An 18,387-nucleotide genomic window follows, 5' to 3' on the forward strand; every position below is an offset into this window, starting at 1 on the left:
ATGCCCGGCGCCACAATTAAGCGCGTTTATACAGCGGTAGCCAGATTACCAGGCGTAAACCACCCAGTGGGCTGTCTTCCGCTTTGACCCAGCCACGATGTTGCTGAATGGCGGTTTCAACGATCGCCAGACCCAGGCCGGTCCCGCCGGATTCGCGATCGCGCGCCTCGTCGGTACGGTAGAAGGGTCGGAAAATCTGTTCCCTGTCTTCAGGGCTGACGCCCGGACCATCGTCGTCCACGGTAATCGTGATCCCGTCTTTGTCCACCGCGAAGCCGACTTCAATCTTCGTGTGTGAATAGCGCAGGGCGTTACGGACAATATTCTCCAGCGCGCTTTCCAGCGCATTCGGGTTGCCATAGAGCGGCCATGGTCCCGGCGGGAAATTCACCGTCAACGATTTGCCCATCTGCTCGGCTTCGAAGGCGGCGTTATCCAGCACATCGCCCCACAGATGATTGGCTTTCATCGTTTCACTGACCAGCGCATTTTTCTGCTGATTACGCGACATCACTAACAGGTCGTTGATCATGCTGTCGAGTCGGTGCGCTTCGGTTTCAATACGCTCCAGCTCTTTACTCTCGCCACTACGGCGGCGCAGCAGGGCGGTGCCGAGTTGCAGACGTGTCAGCGGGGTTCTCAGCTCGTGAGAGATGTCCGACAGCAGACGCTGTTGCGTGGTCATCATTCGCTCGAGCGCAGTCACCATTTGGTTAAAGCTGGCGCCAGCCGCGTGAAATTCCTGCGGGCCTGCTTCCAGTTCCGGATGTTGTCGTAAGTTACCCTGCGCCACTTCATCCGCCGCGTTTTTGAGCTTACGCGCTGGTTTTGCCAGGCTCCAGGCCAGCCAGAGAAGCAGCGGGGTGCTGACCAGCATCGTCACAATCAGCAAGAGCAGAGGGCGGTCAAACAGCAGATTAATAAAATCGGATTGCGAACTGCTGGCCGGGCGGATCAGATAGAGTTGGTAGTTATCTTCTCCATCTCTGACGGAGAACGGTCCCACCATCTCAACGCGGCCATACTTTTTCTTCTGGGGATGATCGGCGTTATCCGCCTGACCAATAAAGTTACGAATGATCTGCATTTCGTTGCGTTCTGCGCCGATCACGCGTCCTTCTGTGGTAACAAGCAATAACCGCTGTCCAGGCGGCGCCCACTTGTCAATCGCCCGGAACAAGCGACGCCACCACATCAGGTCGTTGGGTGGATCGTTCGCGAGTTCAGCTTCAACGTGTTGCTCAATCATCAACCCCTGGCGCTGTTCGCTGTCCAGTAGCTCGGTCATCTGGCGTGAGTCGAGCTTGGGTAACATCAGAACCAACATCAACACCAGTGCCAGCGTCAACCAGAAGATAGCAAAGATGCGCGCGGTAAGGCTCCCTATCATGAAGCGGAGACCATCAGATAGCCGCGGCCACGTAAGGTTTTAAACCACGGATGTCCGTCTTTACGTTCCGGCAGCTTACGGCGCAGGTTCGAGATATGCATATCAATCGCACGGTCAAACGGCGTCAGGCGTTTGCCCAGCACTTCCTGGCTTAAATGTTCACGCGAAACCACCTGGCCGAGATGCTGAGCCAGCAAATAGAGCAGGGTGAATTCGGTGCCGGTTAACTCCAGAGTTTGGCCATCAAAGCTGGCTTCCTGGCGACCTGGATTGAGACTTAAGGCATCCACTTCCAGCGTTGGCGAGCCGTTATCGCTGCTTTGCTGTTGTTCGCTCCAGTGAGAGCGGCGCAGGATAGCGCGGATGCGCGCGACCAGTTCGCGGTCATTAAACGGTTTGGGTAAATAGTCGTCCGCGCCCAGCTCAAGACCAAGTACGCGATCCAGTTCGCTGCCACGCGCGGTCAGCATGATTACGGGGGTTTGGTGTGTCTGGCGAAGCGCTTTCAATGTATCGATACCGTTTTTCTTCGGCATCATGACATCGAGCAAAAGTAAATCAATGCTGTCGTCCAGAAGTTCAAGCGCCTGCTCCCCGTCATGGGCAACCAGCACATCGAAGCCTTCCATTTCGAGCAACTCCTTTAACAGGGAAGTCAGCTCTCGGTCATCATCAACTAACAGGATTTTATTCATTATTTAAATACCTCCGAGGCAGAAATTACGTCATCAGGAGTCGCTAATCCATGACTTTACGTTGTTTTACACCCCCTGACGCATGTTTGCAGCCCGAATCGTAAACTGTCTCTCGTTGAATCGCGACAGAAAAGATTTTGGGAGCAAGTGATGCGCAAAGTTACCGCTGCCGTCATGGCCTCAACGCTGGCACTCAGTTCTTTAAGCCACGCTGCTGAAGTCGTTACAGGCGATAACTGGCACCAGGGCGAAGGATCGACGCAGCGCAGTACGCAGAGCCATATGTTTGACGGCATAAGTTTAACCGAACATCAGCGTCAACAGATGAGAGATCTGATGCAGCAGGCAAGACACGAACAGCCTCCTGTTAATGTTAGCGAAGTGGAGACAATGCATCGCCTTGTCACCGCAGAAAAATTTGATGAAAGCGCTGTGCGCGCTCAGGCAGAAAAAATGGCACAAGAACAGGTTGCCCGCCAGGTCGAAATGGCCAGGGTTCGCAACCAGATGTATCGCCTGTTAACGCCGGAGCAGCAAGCGGTTTTAAATGAGAAACATCAGCAACGAATGGAGCAGCTGCGCGACGTGGCGCAATGGCAAAAAGGCTCATCGTTGAATTTATTGAGTAGTAGCAGCTCACGTTCCCAGTAACAAACCCTGTTTTCCTTGCCATAGACACCATCCCTGTCTTCCCCCACATGATGTGGGGGTTTTTTTTGCCCTCAATTTGTCATCCGGTTATTGTCTGACTGTTTTACGTCATCCGTTATACTACCGGCATGTCCTGGCAGGAGTGTTTATGAATCAAACCTATGGACGGCTGGTAAGCCGGGCGGCAATCGCTGCAACAGTGATGGCGTCGTTGCTACTTTTAATCAAGATTTTTGCGTGGTGGTACACCGGGTCGGTAAGTATTCTGGCGGCGCTGGTGGACTCGCTGGTGGATATTGCCGCGTCGCTAACGAATCTTCTGGTGGTGCGTTATTCGCTGCAACCCGCAGACGATGAACATACTTTCGGGCACGGCAAAGCCGAATCGCTGGCGGCGCTGGCGCAAAGTATGTTTATTTCGGGTTCTGCGCTGTTTTTATTTTTGACCGGCATTCAACACCTCATCCAACCCACGCCGATGAAGGATCCGGGCGTTGGCGTCGTGGTGACGGTTATCGCACTGGTCTGCACGCTTATTTTGGTCACGTTTCAGCGCTGGGTCGTGCGCAGGACGCAAAGTCAGGCTGTGCGGGCAGATATGCTTCATTATCAGTCTGATGTTATGATGAACGGAGCGATTCTTGTGGCGCTTGGCCTCGCCTGGTATGGCTGGCATCGTGCAGACGCCTTGTTTGCGTTGGGAATCGGCATCTATATTCTATATAGCGCGTTGCGAATGGGATATGAGGCGGTGCAATCGTTGTTGGACCGCGCATTGCCCGACGACGAACGTCAGGAAATTATTGGTATCGTGACATCATGGCCGGGTGTCAGCGGCGCTCACGATCTTCGCACACGGCAGTCAGGGCCGACTCGCTTTATTCAGATTCATTTGGAAATGGAAGATCATCTGCCTCTCGTTCAGGCCCATTTGGTGGCTGAACAGGTGGAGCAGGCGATTTTACGGCGTTTTCCGGGCTCTGATGTCATTATCCATCAGGACCCGTGTTCCGTCGTACCCAGGGAAGGTAAAAGGTTTGAGCTTTCGTAATTCGTTGTAAAAAAAGTGAACCAGGCCAGCATTTTGTGTATAAATTACCGCCTTTTGGCCTGACCTGAATCAATTCAGCAGGAAGTGATTGCTATACTATCTGCATATGCGTTGGATCGTGTCGATATGCAGAATCGGCTTCCGGCAACAGATTTCATTTTGCATTCCAAAGTTCAGAGGTAGTCATGATTAAGAAAATCGGTGTGTTGACAAGCGGCGGTGATGCGCCGGGCATGAACGCAGCAATCCGTGGCGTTGTGCGCGCAGCGTTGACGGAAGGGCTGGAAGTAATGGGTATTTATGACGGCTACCTGGGTCTGTATGAAGACCGTATGGTTCAGCTTGACCGTTACAGCGTGTCCGACATGATCAACCGTGGCGGCACCTTCCTCGGTTCCGCGCGTTTCCCGGAATTCCGTGATGAAAATGTGCGTGCCGTGGCTATCGAAAACCTGAAAAAACGGGGCATTGACGCGCTGGTGGTGATCGGCGGTGACGGTTCGTATATGGGTGCAAAACGCCTGACTGAAATGGGCTTCCCATGCATTGGTCTGCCAGGCACTATCGACAACGACATCAAAGGCACCGACTACACCATCGGTTACTTTACGGCGCTGGGGACGGTGGTTGAAGCGATTGACCGTCTGCGTGATACCTCCTCCTCTCACCAACGTATCTCTATCGTTGAAGTGATGGGACGTTACTGTGGCGACCTGACCCTGGCGGCAGCGATTGCCGGTGGTTGTGAGTTTGTGGTGGTGCCGGAAGTGGAATTCAGCCGCGAAGATCTGGTCGCTGAAATCAAAGCCGGTATTGCGAAAGGTAAAAAACACGCCATCGTCGCTATCACTGAACACATGTGTGACGTTGACGAACTGGCGCATTTCATCGAGAAAGAGACCAAACGTGAAACCCGTGCAACCGTACTGGGACACATTCAGCGTGGTGGTTCTCCGGTGCCTTACGACCGTATTCTGGCGTCCCGCATGGGGGCGTATGCCATTGAATTACTGCAGGAAGGTTTCGGCGGTCGTTGCGTCGGTATCCAGAACGAACAACTGGTTCACCACGACATCATCGACGCTATCGAAAACATGAAGCGCCCATTCAAAGGTGACTGGCTGGACTGCGCGAAGAAACTGTACTGATCGCAATTGCCGGATGGCGGCTTGCGCCTTATCCGGCCTACAAATGCAGCATGTAGGCCTGATAAGCGTAGCGCCATCAGGTATAAAGGCGGAGTGAATCCCGCCTTTTTTACGTTTATTTATATTCCCCATAGTTATAGCAAATCTTTTTTTATTCTTTAATGTTTGAATTCCTTTCTGGCACGCTCTGATCATCACAACACAGCATAAGAGAGTTGGGCGATGAACAAATGGGGCGTGGGATTAACGTTGTTGCTGGCATCCACCAGCGTTCTGGCGAAGGATATTCAATTACTTAACGTTTCGTATGATCCAACGCGTGAGTTGTACGAGCAGTACAACAAAGCGTTTAGCGCGCACTGGAAACAGCAAACGGGTGATAACGTGGTGACCCGCCAGTCACATGGTGGTTCCGGTAAGCAAGCGACCTCCGTGATTAACGGCATTGAGGCGGATGTGGTAACCCTGGCGCTGGCCTACGATGTAGACGCCATTGCGGAACGTGGTCGCATTGATAAAAATTGGATCAAACGTCTGCCGGATAACTCTGCGCCTTACACCTCCACCATCGTCTTCCTGGTGCGTAAAGGGAATCCAAAGCAAATTCATGACTGGAACGATCTGGTAAAACCTGGCGTATCCGTCATCACGCCGAACCCGAAAAGCTCAGGCGGCGCACGCTGGAATTATCTGGCGGCGTGGGGTTACGCCCTGCACCACAACAACAACGACCAGGCGAAAGCCCAGGACTTCGTGAAGGCGCTGTTTAAGAATGTGGAAGTCCTCGATTCCGGTGCTCGTGGTTCAACCAACACCTTCGTAGAACGCGGGATCGGTGATGTCCTGATCGCCTGGGAGAACGAAGCGTTGTTGGCAACCCATGAACTCGGTAAAGACAAATTCGAGATTGTGACCCCGAGCGAGTCAATCCTGGCGGAACCGACCGTTTCGGTCGTCGATAAAGTGGCTGAGAAAAAAGGCACTACCGAGGTGGCGCAAGCCTATCTGAAGTACCTCTATTCGCCGGAAGGCCAGGAGATTGCAGCGAAAAACTACTATCGTCCGCGCAATCCTGATGTTGCGAAGAAATATGAAGGCGCTTTTCCGAAATTGAAACTCTTCACCATTGATGAGGCGTTCGGCGGCTGGACAAAAGCGCAAAAAGAGCACTTTGCAAACGGTGGAACCTTCGACCAAATCAGCAAACGCTAACCATTTCTGCGATTTTCAGGCCCGCTGGCGCTATGCCATCGGGCTTTTTTAATTGTCATCATTTTGCGTTACTCTTGCACTTCAATGAGATACAGGAAACGCACAATGAAAAAAGCAGGTTATCTTTCACTGGCGATTGTCGTCATCGCCGCCGCAGCGGGTATCGGCTACTGGAAATTTGCAGGAAATCCGGATGCGCTACGGGAGAAAGTCCTGAAGCAGTGCGTACCTAATCAGCGTCAGCATCACAATCCGGCGCCCTGTACAGAAGTGACGCCGGAGGCAGGTTATGTGGTGTTTAAAGACAGAAATGGCCCTCTGCAATATCTGTTAATGCCAACTTACCGCATTAACGGCACGGAGAGTCCCTTATTGACGGAGCCGTTCACGCCCAATTTCTTCTGGCTGGCCTGGCAGGCGCGTAGTTTTATGAGCCAAAAGTACGGACAGGAGATCCCTGACAGCGCCGTGTCATTGGCAATCAACTCACGCACCGGGCGGACGCAAAACCATTTCCACATCCATATCTCCTGTTTGCGCAAGGACGTTAGAGCGCAACTTGATGACAATATGGCAAAAATCGGCACTCGCTGGTTGCCGCTCGCGGGTGGATTACGCGGACACGAGTATCTGGCCCGTCGGGTCACCGAGAACGAACTGGCGCAGCGCAGTCCCTTTATGATGCTGGCGGAAGAGGTGCCAGAAGCGCGCGATCATATGGGTAGCTACGCACTGGCAATGGTGCGCCAGAGCGATGACACTTTTGTATTGCTGGCAACACAACGCAATCTGTTGGCGTTCAACCTGGCGTCTGCCGAGGAAATTCAGGATCATCAATGTGATATTCTGAAGTAACCCACCATATCTGGCGTTTACTCTATCAGCCTGTCCCCGTATCCTTGTTGAAAAAAACAACAGGAGACAGGCATGTCGCTCTGGTTTTCGCACCCTCTGTTCATCCCTTCACTGCTTGTCGGTCTCACCATTCTGCTCTGGGCGACGTCCCTGCTGCCGGAATTTATTACGGCGTTGTTGTTTTTTACCGTTGCGATGGTGGCAAAGATTGCGCCGCCGGACGTTATCTTCGGCGGCTTTGCCTCTTCGGCATTCTGGCTGGTATTTAGCGGATTTGTGCTGGGAATTGCGATCCGTAAAACGGGGCTGGCGGACCGGGCGGCGAGGGCATTGTCGGCAAGGCTAACCGACTCCTGGCCGTTGATGGTGGCGAGTGTGGTGTTACTCAGTTATGCACTGGCGTTTGTCATGCCTTCCAACATGGGGCGTATCGCATTGCTGATGCCGATTGTTGCGGCAATGGCGAAACGCGCCGGAATTGCTGACAATTCACGCGCCTGGTACGGTCTGGCGCTGGCGGTGGGTTTTGGCACCTTCCAGCTTTCCGCCACAATCCTCCCTGCTAACGTGCCTAACCTTGTCATGAGCGGCGCAACGGAAGGTTCGTATGGCATCCATTTGAATTATTTGCCGTATTTGTTGCTGCACACCCCCGTTCTCGGCTGGCTCAAAGGGGCAGCGCTTGTCCTCCTGATTTGCTGGCTGTTTCCGGGGAAGCCCCATGTGCCGGACGATACCTCATCGCCTGCGCCCATGAGTCGCGATGAAAAGCGATTATCCTGGATGCTGGCGGTGGTGCTGGTGATGTGGGTCAGTGAAACCTGGCATGGTATTGGTCCGGCGTGGACCGGGCTGGCGGCGGCCGTGATTACCCTGCTGCCGCGCGTAGGCTTTATCAATGGCGAGGAGTTTTCCAGTGGCGTGAATATCCGCACGTGCATCTATGTGGCGGGTATTCTGGGGCTGGCGATTACCGTGACGCATACCGGGATTGGTAGCGCGGTCGGAGAGGCGCTGTTGCAGATTATGCCTCTGAACGCAGAAAATCCTTTCACCAACTTTGTCACGCTGACCGGGATCACCACCGTCCTCAACTTTATCATGACCGCCAATGGCGTTCCGGCGTTGTACACCACGCTGGCAGAGAGTTTTTCTGATGCGACCGGGTTCCCGCTGCTTTCGGTCATTATGATTCAGGTACTGGGCTATTCCACACCGCTACTGCCGTATCAGGCATCGCCGATTGTCGTGGCGATGGCGTTAGGGAAAGTACCGGCCAGAGCAGGGATGTTGCTGTGTCTGGCACTGGCGCTGGTCACCTGGATGGTGTTGCTGCCGCTGGATTATCTGTGGTTTAGCGTGCTGGGAAAATTGTAGCTGCGCGGCGTCACAGACCCGATATATTTTGAATGGTCACCCCTTCTGTTTTGTGATGTAGCTGATTGTTTTATCAGCATAAATATCGGTTAATAGCCGTGAACACACTCGTTCAGAAGAAATTCAAGGATTAATACATGGACCGGTTAACCCCCATTCGTCTCTGGCCTGCATTTCTTTCGGTTTTCATTACCCTGATGTTGTGGTTTGCTGTCCCCAACCCTTCCGGTGTGACGCCTGAAGCCTGGCATTTACTGGCATTATTTATAGGTACTATCGCGGCTATTATCGGTAAAGCCCTGCCTATTGGCGCTATCGCAATCATTGCGATTATGCTGGTGGCAATGACGGGCGTTACTAATCCAGGTAAACCCTCTGCGGCACTGAATGATGCCCTGAGCGGCTTTTCTAACCAATTGATCTGGTTGATTGGTTTGTCGATTATGCTCTCGCAAAGTTTGTTGAAAACGGGGCTGGGGGCGCGTATTGGCTATGGATTTATCGCGTTGTTTGGTAAACGAACGCTGGGTATCGCCTGGGCATTGACGCTGGCTGAAACATTGATTGCGCCAGTGACCCCCAGTAACACCGCGCGCGGTGGCGGTATCATCCATCCGGTCATGCGTGCTATCGCGGAAAGCCTGGGGTCGCAACCGGGGAATAGCGAAAATGGGTCGACGGGCCGTTATCTGGCGCTGGTGAACTACAATATTAACCCCATCAGCTCGGCGATGTTTATTACTGCGACTGCGCCTAACCCACTGATAGTGAGCTTTTTAACCAAAGGTACTGATGGGGTTTTGAACATGACCTGGGGGATGTGGGCGATAGCCGCGCTGCTCCCTGCGGTGGTGTCACTGGTGCTGATGCCGCTCGTCATCTGGTGGCTTTATCCCCCTGCCATTACCCGCACGCCTGATGCGCCGCAGTTCGCGCGACAAAAGCTGGAATCACTTGGTCCGTTGGCGCTTGCCGAGAAAATTACGCTCGCCGTTTTTGCGCTGCTGCTGTGTTTGTGGGCGGGGATCCCGGCGCTCATTATGGGGAGTGGCTGGACAGTTAACCCGACCAGCGCCGCCTTAATTGGGCTCTCCATATTGCTGATCTCCGGGGTATTGAGCTGGGATGACATTCTTAAATGTCGCGGCGCCTGGGATACCGTCGTGTGGTTTGCGGCACTGGTCATGATGGCTGAATTTCTCAGCAAGCTGGGTCTGGTGAGTTGGTTAGCCGTGAGCGTGGGGAATACAATCGATCAGCTCGGCGTGCACTGGGGTGTCGCTACACTGTTACTGGTTCTGCTCTATGTTTACTCTCACTACTTTTTTGCCAGTACGACCGCGCATATTACGGCGATGTTTGCGGCGTTCTTCGCAGCAGGATTAGCACTGGGCGCGCCGCCGGCATTGCTGGGCTTAATGCTCGCTTTTTCTTCATCGCTGATGATGTCGTTAACGCATTATGGTACGGGCACCGCGCCAATCATATTTGGCTCCGGATACGTCACACTTGCGGAATGGTGGAAAACGGGATTGGTGATGAGCGTGGTAAACCTGACTGTCTGGGGGATCGTCGGTGCGGTCTGGTGGCACTGGCTGGGATACTGGTAAATAACAATGTGGCGGTAGATGATTCATCTACCGCCACAACAGCGATTACGCCTGTTTAGCTGCTTCTGCTGCTTTGACGATCACGGCGAAAGCATCAGCTTTCAGTGAAGCACCGCCAACCAGCGCGCCGTCGATGTCCGGCTGAGCGAACAGTTCTGCTGCGTTGGATGCGTTTACAGAACCGCCGTACTGGATGATAACCTGCTGTGCGATTGCTGCGTCAGCTTTAGCAATGTGGTCACGGATGAATTTGTGAACCGCCTGAGCCTGTGCCGGAGTGGCAGATTTGCCCGTACCGATCGCCCATACAGGTTCGTAAGCGATAACCACGCCTTCGAATGCGCTTGCGCCCTGAGTTTTCAGTACTGCGTCGATCTGACGTGCACACACTTCTTCTGTTTTGCCCGCTTCGTTTTCTGCTTCGGTTTCACCGATGCACAGAACCGGGGTCAGGCCCTGCTCTTTCAGAACTGCGAATTTCTTAGCGATCAGTTCATCAGACTCTTTGTGATAAGTACGACGCTCTGAGTGACCGATGATGATGTACTGAGCACCGATATCTTTCAGCATTTCTGCTGAAGTTTCACCGGTAAACGCGCCAGACAGGTTCAGGTCAACGTTCTGCGCGCCCAGAATGATGTGGCTACCGGCCGCAGCGTGTTTCGCCAGGTCGATGTACATTTCCGGCGGAGCGATAGCAACGCCACAGCCAGCAACGCCAGCCAGCTCTTTGCGCAGGTTAGCAACCAGCTCGTTTACCATGTGGCGGCTGCCGTTCAGTTTCCAGTTACCCATCACTAAAGGATGTCGCATTTCAATTCTCCACGCTTTATCAGCGAATTAAGGAATATGGCCACCCTTCAGGGCAGCATGGTCTGTGAAACAGTATAGAGATTCGTCGCTGGAAAGGCTTTGCTTTTTGTCATTTATTCGCCCCTTCCAGACCTTCAGATAGTGCCAGCTTAATCGGTTCAACAGCGAAGGTCAGTCCCTTTTCGCCGTTATCTGCGACAACATAGCGAATTGCGCCTTCGGTTTCAGCGTAGTAGCGCTTATTCTTGCCTGCAATAAGCAACCGCTGCAGTTTTTTCTGGCTTTGTTCCTTCGTCAGTAACGGCGCGACGCTACGAATGACGGCCGCCATATACTCCAGCGCTTTCGTCCTTGCCGCCTTTTGCTCTGGCCCTTGAATGGGGAGCCAGGTTATCTGCATGCTTTTGATTTTTAACGTGCCGCGCTCCAGCGCCGTAGAGGCGTACAGGTTTTCGTTGATCTTGCTGGCGGCGCGCGTCAGATTGGCTTTGTCCCGACTGCTGTCGATAGCGCGAAATTCGTTCAGTGAAAGCTTAGGGTTTTGGCTGTTAAAGTTTTCGCGAAACTGGCTGATCGAGAGATCGAACGTCGGGGCACCGGCCAGCAGATACGGCGCCGTCGTCGTCGAGGGTTCTGCTGCCTGCACCGTTGTGCTTACGGAAATCACAGAAAACAATAGTAATAACAGCGTAGATCCTGGCTTCATCAATCTTACCTTTCGTTATGGCTGCTCACGATTAAAACGATAACTGTCTGGCTTGTCAAAAGGGTAAACTGTGGGGCAGGGCAATAATAAAGGAACTTACATGACCATACAGCAGTGGTTATTCTCATTTAAAGGGCGTATTGGGCGCCGTGATTTCTGGATTTGGGTAGGCCTCTGGTTTGTCGGTATGCTGGTTCTGTTCACTCTGGCCAGTAAACAATGGCTTGAGATTAAAACGGCGGCGTTTGCTCTGGTATGTATGCTCTGGCCGACGGCGGCGGTAATGGTAAAACGGCTGCATGACAGAGGACGTTCAGGCCTGTGGGCGTTACTGATGATTCTGGCGTGGATGCTATTGGCGGGCAACTGGGTGATGCTGCCGGGCATGTGGCAGTGGGTCGTCGGACGTTTTGTCCCAACAGTGATTCTGGTCATGATGCTGGTAGACCTGGGCGCATTTGTTGGCACCCAGGGTGAGAATAAATTTGGTAAAGATACGCAGGACGTGAAGTACAAAGCGTGATTTATCGCGTTGCCGAATGGTGGAAATGGAGCCAGGTCATCCGGCAAAAATATTACCAGTAGTGTTCGGCGGTCATATGGCCCGGTCGGCGGCGCAGGTGTTTGGTCATTTGCCGGGTCTCTTTCAGCAATTGCTGCGTGTCGCGAACCATCTGTGGATTGCCGCAAAGCATAATGTGGCTGGTCTCTTTATTCATCTGCAAGCCAACCGCTTTTTCCAGCTCACCGCTTTCAATCAGCGCCGGTATACGCCCGGTTAGCGAACCCGCGATAGTTTCCCGGCTTACCACCGTTTGAATTCGTAATTTACCCTCGTAGCGTGCTTGTAACTCCAGCATGAGCGGCAAATAGCTTAAGTCAGCGGCGTAACGTGCGGCATGCACCAGCACCAGATTTTTAAAACGATCGACGTCTTTACCCTGTTGCAGAATTGACAGGTAAGGGCCAATTGCCGTTCCCGTCGCCAGCATCCACAGCGTGTCGCACTCGGGAACCTCATCCAGCACAAAAAAACCGGCAGCTTCACTGACGACCTGGACTTCATCGCCGGGTTTCAGCGCCGCCAGACGTGGACTCAGTTTTCCGTCGGGAACGGTGACCAGGTAAAACTCCAGATCGGGATTCTCGGGGGCGTTGACATAAGAATAGGCGCGCTGGACGCGCTCGCCGTCAATCTCCAGTCCGAGCTTGGTAAATTGACCCGCCGTGAAGGGATGAACCGGGGCGTGAACGGTCAGACTCAACAGCGCCTCAGTCCAGTACTGCACTTTAGTCACTTTGCCTGTTACCCACTCTGCCATGGTCTTCTCCTGTTCCGATCCAATAGCCCTATCTTCGTTCGTTGGGCGAAAGATTTCCAGCCCATATGGGCCGGAAGGCTCTATTGATCAAATTACACGTCATCCTTCACGCTGCCTCTTTGTTGGCAGCATTCGCGCAACCCTGTCACATCGTTATCTATGCGCCTGGGATATTGCTCGCTTGCCGTCGCGACGCAATGTGAAGGAATTTGTGTCAGATTTTAAAGGATGTGCGCCTGTACGTCCGGGTCTTTGCGATCGAGGTAATGAATTGACTGGATGCGGCGAATGGTGCGTGACTTCCCGCGGATCAGCAGCGTTTCGGTGGTCGCGATGTTGCCTTTACGGCTGATCCCTTCCAGCAGGTCACCTTTGGTGATCCCGGTCGCGGAGAAAATGACGTTGTCGCTGCGCGCCATTTCGTCCAGACGCAGCGCTTTACCCGCTTCAATGCCCATCGCCTCGCAGCGCGCCAGTTCTTGCTCGCCAATGCGACGATTGTCTTCGCTATCGCCTTTGACATCATGACGCGCCAGCAGGCGGCCCTGCATATCGCCATCCAGTGCGCGGATCACGGCGGCGGACACAACACCTTCCGGCGCGCCGCCAATCCCGTACAGCACGTCGACTTCGCTGTCTGGCATGCAGGTAAGAATAGAGGCGGCAACGTCACCGTCAGGAATCGCAAATACGCGCACGCCCAGCGTCTGCATCTCTGCGATTACGTCATCATGGCGTGGTTTCGCCAGAATGGTGACGGTCAGTTCGCTCAGCGGTTTGTTGAGTGCCTTTGCCACATTATTCAGGTTTTCCGCCAGCGGCAGGTTGATATCGATAGACCCTTTTGCGCCCGGACCCACGATCAGTTTTTCCATGTACATATCTGGCGCGTTCAGGAAGCAGCCCTTGTCGCCGACAGCCAGAACCGCCAGCGCGTTAGCCTGACCCATCGCCGTCATGCGGGTGCCTTCGATAGGATCGACAGCAATGTCTACCGCGTCGCCGTGTCCAGTACCGACTTTTTCGCCGATAAACAGCATTGGCGCTTCATCGATCTCGCCTTCGCCGATGACAATCGTCCCGTCAATATTGACCTGATTGAGCATAATGCGCATGGCGTTAACAGCCGCGCCGTCAGCGGTATTTTTATCGCCGCGCCCCAACCATTTGTAGCCAGCCAGCGCAGCCGCTTCGGTCACGCGGGAAAATTCGATGGCAAGTTCTCGTCTCATAGCAAACCCGTAGCAGAAAGAAATTGCGCGAAGTGTAGCACAGGGGAGGGGATGGGATTATTGATGTGTGTGCGTGTGCAGAGTCGCCTTCACGCGAAGGTTTTACCGGATGGCGAAGCCGCCATCCGGTATTACAACATTATTCTTCGTGATCTTCCCACGCCAGGGCGCGTTTGACCGCTTTCTTCCAGCCGCTGTAACGGTAATTACGCTCGGTGGTTTCGATACCTGGGCGGAATTCACGTTCGATGACCGCTTTTTCCTGCAGCTCATCCAGATTCTGCCAGAAACCCACTGCCAGACCGGCCAGATAGGCGGCGCCCAACGCGGTGACTTCGCGTACTTCCGGGCGCTCAACGCGAGTGCCGAGAATGTCTGACTGGAACTGCATCAGGAAGTTGTTGGCAACAGCGCCGCCGTCCACGCGCAGGGCGTGCAGACGAATACCGGAGTCAGCCTGCATTGCTTCCAGCACGTCACGCGTCTGATAGGCAATGGATTCCAGGGTGGCACGGATGATGTGGTTAGAGTTCACGCCACGGGTCAGGCCAAAGATAGCGCCACGTGCATACGGATCCCAGTAAGGGGCGCCCAGACCGGTAAAGGCCGGTACGACATACACGCCGTTGGTATCTTTCACTTTGGTCGCAAAGTATTCGGAGTCGAACGCGTCGCTGATGAGTTTCATCTCGTCGCGCAGCCACTGAATAGACGCGCCGGCCATGAACACGGCACCTTCCAGCGCATAGTTCACTTCGCCTGTCGGGCCGCAGGCAATGGTCGTCAGCAGACCGTTTTCGGATTTAACGGCTTTCTCTCCGGTATTCATCAGCATAAAGCAGCCGGTACCGTAGGTGTTTTTCGCCATCCCTTCTTTTACGCACAGCTGGCCGAACAGCGCGGCCTGCTGGTCACCTGCAATACCCGCGATTGGAATACGTGTGCCGCCTTTACCGCCAATGTTGGTCTGACCGTACACTTCAGAAGAACGACGAACTTCCGGCAGCATGGCGCGCGGAATGTCCAGCGCGTCCAGCATTTTGTCATCCCAGTCCAGCGTGTGGATGTTGAACAGCATGGTACGTGAGGCGTTGGTGTAATCCGTGACGTGAACGCGTCCCTGAGTCATTTTCCAGATGAGCCAGGTATCCACGGTGCCAAACAGCAGTTCGCCGCGACGAGCTCGCTCACGTGAGCCTTCTACGTGATCGAGGATCCACTTCACTTTGGTGCCAGAGAAGTACGGGTCAATCACCAGACCGGTATTGTTGCGAACATACTCTTCCATACCATCGCGCTTCAGGCGCTCGCAAATGTCGGCGGTACGACGACACTGCCAGACAATCGCGTTGTAGATTGGTTTACCGGTTTCACGTTCCCAGACGATGGTGGTTTCACGCTGGTTAGTAATACCAATGGCCGCAATCTGATCGGAATTGATGTCTGCTTTCGCCAGCACTTCTACCAGCGTAGAGCTTTGAGTGGCCCAGATTTCCATTGGGTCATGTTCTACCCAGCCTGCTTTTGGATAGATTTGCTCAAATTCGCGTTGCGAAACACTTATGATATTTGCATCGTGGTCCATTACGACCGCGCGAGAACTGGTAGTGCCCTGGTCGAGCGCAACAATATATTTTTTCTCAGTCATCATTTTTTTCCCGTAGTCACATTACAGCGAAGCTTTTTGTTGTGAAGTCGTCGTGGCGTCTTTCTCTTCCACGACACAGGTATCGCAAGGTAAATGGTGGCCAATCAGTTTGCGATAAGCGAATGCCCCTAAAATGGCGCCCACAATAGGGCCGAACAGCGGCACCAGGAAGTAAGGAATGTCTTTGCCACCGGTAAAGGCAATATTGCCCCAGCCAGCGAGCCAGGCGAAAGCTTTCGGGCCGATGTCACGTGCCGGGTTCATCGCAAATCCCGTCAATGGACCCATTGATGCACCGATAACGGCGATCAGTAAGCCGATGAGCAGTGGTGCCAGTGGGCCGCGAGGCACACCGTTACCATCATCAGTCAGTGCCAGAATGACCCCCATCAGAATAGCGGTAATCACCATTTCGACCGCGAAGGCCTGCACAAAATTGATATGTGGGTTTGGATAAGTAGAGAACGTCCCTGCCAGATTGAGACTTTCGACGCTGCCACGCACGATATGATTCGTTTGTTCAAAGTCGGCAAAAAGGTTGTAGTAAAGCCCGTAAACTAACGCCGCAGCGCAGAAAGCACCGGCAAATTGAGAAATGATGAAAGGTACAACTTTGCGCTTGTCAAAACACGCAAACAGCCACAGTGCGATGGTCACTGCTGGATTCAGGTGCGCGCCAGAAACACCTGCCGTCAGGTAGATAGCCATCGCTACGCCCAGACCCCAGATGACACTGATTTCCCACTGACCAAAAGTAGCCCCGGCTACTTTGAGTGCAGCGACACACCCCACACCGAAGAAAATCAACAACCCGGTACCGAGGAATTCAGCAATGCACTGGCCTTTTAAGGTTGATGTTTGACTCATGATCGGATCCTGAAGAGAGTTTAATGTTTATTGTATGCGAGGAGGTCACTGACATCCGCGATGCCCTGTAGGCACGCTGTTAATTTAGCGTTAACGAGCAAAAGCGAGAAATATCGAAATTGAAATGTGTGTACTGCGTCAACAAAATGAGCGTTATCGCGCTATGAAGCGCATTTTGAGACAAAGCAAGAGTGTGAGCTGAATCATTTCATTAACCAATATGTTAACACTTTAGCGATATTGAATTGATGTCACCAGGACAAAGATGAAAAGTGTTGCAAACCGCGATCTGCGCGGTATGCCGCTGGACAGCGGCGACGGGGCTTCATACAATCGGCACTATATGTTGTGCGCGTTTACATTAAAGCGTCGCCTTGCAATTCAGGAGAGGTATGACCATGTCATTAGAAGTGTTTGAGAAACTGGAAGCAAAAGTACAGCAGGCGATTGATACCATCACGCTGCTACAGATGGAAATTGAAGAGCTGAAAGAAAAGAACAACAGCCTGGTACAGGATGTTCAGTCTGCACAGCACCAGCGTGAAGAACTGGAGCGCGAGAACCACAGTCTGAAAGAACAGCAGAGCGGCTGGCAGGATCGTCTGCAGGCTCTCCTCGGCCGTATGGAAGAAGTCTAATTCCGAATTTCTTTTAAAAAGCACCCATCATGGGTGCTTTTTTATTTAGCGAGATTAGAATCGTTTCGTACAGTTACTCACAAGGAATGCGAGATGACGGCTAGAAGCGATATTATTGACGATTCAGACAGGTTTATTACTCGAGATATTACACATGGTCTTATTTATACTGATAATTTAGGTTGGATTGACCTGGGGCATGCAAATCCACGTGGTGCTGAAATGTTATGGTCACAAATGACATCTTATCACAGTGGTGATAATGAGTATTTTGAGGTCAGTTACTTTCAAAGCATGTCAAAAAATATTGCTGGATTGAGAACCACTACGGGAATTTACAGGAAGTTTCTGGTGCGAAGAGGGCTTGATGAGAAATTATTAAAAGGAGTAGCTTTATCCATTTTTTTGAGTACTTCTGTGCAATTTGAGTCTTTACAGAATTTTTGGCCGTACGTTTTTATAACAGACAGTAGTTATAGTGCAGAAGATTTGGTTTCAAATCTTTTTGGTTTTTGCCAGGCGGTAAATTACGCAGATTATACCCCTTTCCTTCATATATGTTCGAAAGAAATAGCTTATCGTATATGGGATTACTATGGTCCGGTAGGGCAATTTAAAAACAAAACTGTACTTCCTTTGTTGTTTCCAGACCCTACGGATAAAAATATTAAGTATCAACCTTATTCAGGAAAACTACCCGCGTTTATGTGTTTGATTGCCCCGATATCGGATCCTTCAATCATCCGTGAGATACACATATGAAAAAACATAGGGGTTTCATCATATTATTTATGATGGCTACATTTACGCTATTGTATTTACTTATAATCACCAGGCCATTTATTGATGAAAAGTATACTCAGACTAATATCATCAAATATTATTTGATGACGCCAAAACCACTTAAACAAGCACCGAAAATAACTGATAATTGGTACTTTACTAGTCTGGTAGATGAAGGAAGCGGTCTGCAAATAAGTACTCTCGTGTTCGAGGGTGTGAAGAAACAAGATGTTCAGAATTTAAAGGATAGACTTAATGCTTTTATTGATAATTATCCGGAACGACACGATATGATGAGCGTTTCTGAGGAAGAAGAGAAGGGCGAGATTAAACTACTCATCATTCATTATGAAAAGAATGATGACAAATAAAAAAGGCACCTTTCGGTG

19 protein-coding genes are annotated in these 18,387 nt (G+C 52.2%); 11 read left to right on the top strand and 8 right to left on the bottom strand.

Features of this window, described 5'->3' with window-relative positions; genetic code table 11:
• Nucleotides 1-16 precede the first annotated feature (16 nt).
• A complete protein-coding gene (gene cpxA, locus AC07UY_RS17670) occupies nucleotides 17-1,390 on the bottom strand; it encodes an envelope stress sensor histidine kinase CpxA (RefSeq protein ID WP_203359388.1) in 1,374 nt (457 codons plus the stop codon).
• Complete coding sequence (cpxR, locus tag AC07UY_RS17675; protein WP_038635960.1) at nucleotides 1,387-2,085, bottom strand: envelope stress response regulator transcription factor CpxR; 699 nt, start codon at nucleotides 2,083-2,085, stop codon at nucleotides 1,387-1,389. Before cpxR ends, cpxA begins: the two co-directional genes overlap by 4 nt.
• A 150-nt stretch (nucleotides 2,086-2,235) precedes the next feature.
• Between cpxR and cpxP the strand changes: the two genes are divergently transcribed.
• The 7 genes from cpxP (at nucleotide 2,236) to AC07UY_RS17710 (ending at nucleotide 9,989) form a co-directional block, all read left to right on the top strand.
• The gene (gene cpxP, locus AC07UY_RS17680; protein WP_494660776.1) at nucleotides 2,236-2,736 is read left to right on the top strand and encodes a cell-envelope stress modulator CpxP; all 501 of its coding nucleotides are present in this window, start codon (nucleotides 2,236-2,238) and stop codon (nucleotides 2,734-2,736) included.
• A 148-nt stretch (nucleotides 2,737-2,884) separates the two neighbouring features.
• A complete protein-coding gene (gene fieF, locus AC07UY_RS17685) occupies nucleotides 2,885-3,787 on the top strand; it encodes a CDF family cation-efflux transporter FieF (protein ID WP_494660775.1) in 903 nt (300 codons plus the stop codon).
• A 185-nt stretch (nucleotides 3,788-3,972) separates the two neighbouring features.
• Nucleotides 3,973-4,935 carry a 6-phosphofructokinase gene (gene pfkA, locus AC07UY_RS17690; RefSeq protein WP_162379691.1) on the top strand — a complete coding sequence of 321 codons (963 nt, stop codon included), beginning with the start codon at nucleotides 3,973-3,975 and terminating at the stop codon, nucleotides 4,933-4,935.
• Nucleotides 4,936-5,157: 222 nt separating this feature from the next.
• The gene (sbp, locus tag AC07UY_RS17695; protein WP_494660774.1) at nucleotides 5,158-6,147 is read left to right on the top strand and encodes a sulfate/thiosulfate ABC transporter substrate-binding protein Sbp; all 990 of its coding nucleotides are present in this window, start codon (nucleotides 5,158-5,160) and stop codon (nucleotides 6,145-6,147) included.
• A gap of 105 nt (nucleotides 6,148-6,252) precedes the next feature.
• The gene (locus AC07UY_RS17700) at nucleotides 6,253-7,002 is read left to right on the top strand and encodes a CDP-diacylglycerol diphosphatase (RefSeq protein WP_494660773.1); all 750 of its coding nucleotides are present in this window, start codon (nucleotides 6,253-6,255) and stop codon (nucleotides 7,000-7,002) included.
• Between the two features lie 72 nt (nucleotides 7,003-7,074).
• The gene (locus AC07UY_RS17705; protein WP_203359384.1) at nucleotides 7,075-8,379 is read left to right on the top strand and encodes an SLC13 family permease; all 1,305 of its coding nucleotides are present in this window, start codon (nucleotides 7,075-7,077) and stop codon (nucleotides 8,377-8,379) included.
• Nucleotides 8,380-8,516: 137 nt separating this feature from the next.
• Nucleotides 8,517-9,989 (top strand): DASS family sodium-coupled anion symporter, encoded by a 1,473-nt coding sequence (locus AC07UY_RS17710; RefSeq protein WP_276293248.1) that lies wholly within the window; start codon nucleotides 8,517-8,519, stop codon nucleotides 9,987-9,989.
• A gap of 45 nt (nucleotides 9,990-10,034) precedes the next feature.
• Here AC07UY_RS17710 and tpiA read toward each other — a convergent pair whose 3' ends face one another.
• Nucleotides 10,035-10,802 (bottom strand): triose-phosphate isomerase, encoded by a 768-nt coding sequence (gene tpiA, locus AC07UY_RS17715; RefSeq protein WP_192613878.1) that lies wholly within the window; start codon nucleotides 10,800-10,802, stop codon nucleotides 10,035-10,037.
• Nucleotides 10,803-10,911: 109 nt separating this feature from the next.
• Nucleotides 10,912-11,508 (bottom strand): YiiQ family protein, encoded by a 597-nt coding sequence (locus AC07UY_RS17720; protein ID WP_494701658.1) that lies wholly within the window; start codon nucleotides 11,506-11,508, stop codon nucleotides 10,912-10,914.
• Between the two features lie 100 nt (nucleotides 11,509-11,608).
• On the opposite strand from AC07UY_RS17720, the gene AC07UY_RS17725 reads away from it, so the two are divergent.
• Nucleotides 11,609-12,031 carry a DUF805 domain-containing protein gene (locus tag AC07UY_RS17725; RefSeq protein WP_192613876.1) on the top strand — a complete coding sequence of 141 codons (423 nt, stop codon included), beginning with the start codon at nucleotides 11,609-11,611 and terminating at the stop codon, nucleotides 12,029-12,031.
• 52 nt (nucleotides 12,032-12,083) lie between these two features.
• On the opposite strand, the gene fpr is transcribed toward AC07UY_RS17725, so the two are convergent.
• The 4 genes from fpr to AC07UY_RS17745 all read right to left on the bottom strand — a co-directional run bounded on the left by fpr (nucleotide 12,084) and on the right by AC07UY_RS17745 (nucleotide 16,577).
• Nucleotides 12,084-12,830, bottom strand: a complete 747-nt coding sequence (fpr, locus tag AC07UY_RS17730) for a ferredoxin--NADP(+) reductase (protein ID WP_494660770.1) — start codon at nucleotides 12,828-12,830, stop codon at nucleotides 12,084-12,086.
• A 221-nt stretch (nucleotides 12,831-13,051) separates the two neighbouring features.
• Entirely contained in the window at nucleotides 13,052-14,062 is a 1,011-nt protein-coding gene (glpX, locus tag AC07UY_RS17735) for a class II fructose-bisphosphatase (protein WP_494701657.1), read from the bottom strand.
• Between the two features lie 139 nt (nucleotides 14,063-14,201).
• Nucleotides 14,202-15,710 (bottom strand): glycerol kinase GlpK, encoded by a 1,509-nt coding sequence (gene glpK / locus AC07UY_RS17740; protein ID WP_203361346.1) that lies wholly within the window; start codon nucleotides 15,708-15,710, stop codon nucleotides 14,202-14,204.
• Nucleotides 15,711-15,731: 21 nt separating this feature from the next.
• The gene (locus AC07UY_RS17745) at nucleotides 15,732-16,577 is read right to left on the bottom strand and encodes an MIP/aquaporin family protein (protein WP_203359378.1); all 846 of its coding nucleotides are present in this window, start codon (nucleotides 16,575-16,577) and stop codon (nucleotides 15,732-15,734) included.
• A 392-nt stretch (nucleotides 16,578-16,969) separates the two neighbouring features.
• On the opposite strand from AC07UY_RS17745, the gene zapB reads away from it, so the two are divergent.
• The 3 genes from zapB (at nucleotide 16,970) to AC07UY_RS17760 (ending at nucleotide 18,369) form a co-directional block, all read left to right on the top strand.
• Complete coding sequence (gene zapB / locus AC07UY_RS17750; RefSeq protein ID WP_162379680.1) at nucleotides 16,970-17,215, top strand: septal ring assembly protein ZapB; 246 nt, start codon at nucleotides 16,970-16,972, stop codon at nucleotides 17,213-17,215.
• Between the two features lie 93 nt (nucleotides 17,216-17,308).
• Nucleotides 17,309-17,977, top strand: coding sequence for a hypothetical protein (locus tag AC07UY_RS17755; protein ID WP_494660768.1), 669 nt, complete (start codon nucleotides 17,309-17,311; stop codon nucleotides 17,975-17,977).
• Nucleotides 17,974-18,369, top strand: coding sequence for a hypothetical protein (locus AC07UY_RS17760; protein WP_494660767.1), 396 nt, complete (start codon nucleotides 17,974-17,976; stop codon nucleotides 18,367-18,369). The genes AC07UY_RS17755 and AC07UY_RS17760 overlap by 4 nt, the downstream gene beginning before the upstream one ends.
• Nucleotides 18,370-18,387 lie beyond the last annotated feature (18 nt).

Source organism: Citrobacter sp. GW821-FHT02E08 (assembly GCF_059421685.1).

Bases quoted from the DNA above. Each gene is read 5' to 3' on its own strand.
- cpxA (WP_203359388.1), bottom strand. From the start codon at position 1,390: ATGATAGGGAGCCTTACCGCGCGCATCTTTGCTATCTTCTGGTTGACG.
- cpxR (WP_038635960.1), bottom strand. From the start codon at position 2,085: ATGAATAAAATCCTGTTAGTTGATGATGACCGAGAGCTGACTTCCCTG.
- cpxP (WP_494660776.1), top strand. From the start codon at position 2,236: ATGCGCAAAGTTACCGCTGCCGTCATGGCCTCAACGCTGGCACTCAGT.
- fieF (WP_494660775.1), top strand. From the start codon at position 2,885: ATGAATCAAACCTATGGACGGCTGGTAAGCCGGGCGGCAATCGCTGCA.
- pfkA (WP_162379691.1), top strand. From the start codon at position 3,973: ATGATTAAGAAAATCGGTGTGTTGACAAGCGGCGGTGATGCGCCGGGC.
- sbp (WP_494660774.1), top strand. From the start codon at position 5,158: ATGAACAAATGGGGCGTGGGATTAACGTTGTTGCTGGCATCCACCAGC.
- AC07UY_RS17700 (WP_494660773.1), top strand. From the start codon at position 6,253: ATGAAAAAAGCAGGTTATCTTTCACTGGCGATTGTCGTCATCGCCGCC.
- AC07UY_RS17705 (WP_203359384.1), top strand. From the start codon at position 7,075: ATGTCGCTCTGGTTTTCGCACCCTCTGTTCATCCCTTCACTGCTTGTC.
- AC07UY_RS17710 (WP_276293248.1), top strand. From the start codon at position 8,517: ATGGACCGGTTAACCCCCATTCGTCTCTGGCCTGCATTTCTTTCGGTT.
- tpiA (WP_192613878.1), bottom strand. From the start codon at position 10,802: ATGCGACATCCTTTAGTGATGGGTAACTGGAAACTGAACGGCAGCCGC.
- AC07UY_RS17720 (WP_494701658.1), bottom strand. From the start codon at position 11,508: ATGAAGCCAGGATCTACGCTGTTATTACTATTGTTTTCTGTGATTTCC.
- AC07UY_RS17725 (WP_192613876.1), top strand. From the start codon at position 11,609: ATGACCATACAGCAGTGGTTATTCTCATTTAAAGGGCGTATTGGGCGC.
- fpr (WP_494660770.1), bottom strand. From the start codon at position 12,830: ATGGCAGAGTGGGTAACAGGCAAAGTGACTAAAGTGCAGTACTGGACT.
- glpX (WP_494701657.1), bottom strand. From the start codon at position 14,062: ATGAGACGAGAACTTGCCATCGAATTTTCCCGCGTGACCGAAGCGGCT.
- glpK (WP_203361346.1), bottom strand. From the start codon at position 15,710: ATGACTGAGAAAAAATATATTGTTGCGCTCGACCAGGGCACTACCAGT.
- AC07UY_RS17745 (WP_203359378.1), bottom strand. From the start codon at position 16,577: ATGAGTCAAACATCAACCTTAAAAGGCCAGTGCATTGCTGAATTCCTC.
- zapB (WP_162379680.1), top strand. From the start codon at position 16,970: ATGACCATGTCATTAGAAGTGTTTGAGAAACTGGAAGCAAAAGTACAG.
- AC07UY_RS17755 (WP_494660768.1), top strand. From the start codon at position 17,309: ATGACGGCTAGAAGCGATATTATTGACGATTCAGACAGGTTTATTACT.
- AC07UY_RS17760 (WP_494660767.1), top strand. From the start codon at position 17,974: ATGAAAAAACATAGGGGTTTCATCATATTATTTATGATGGCTACATTT.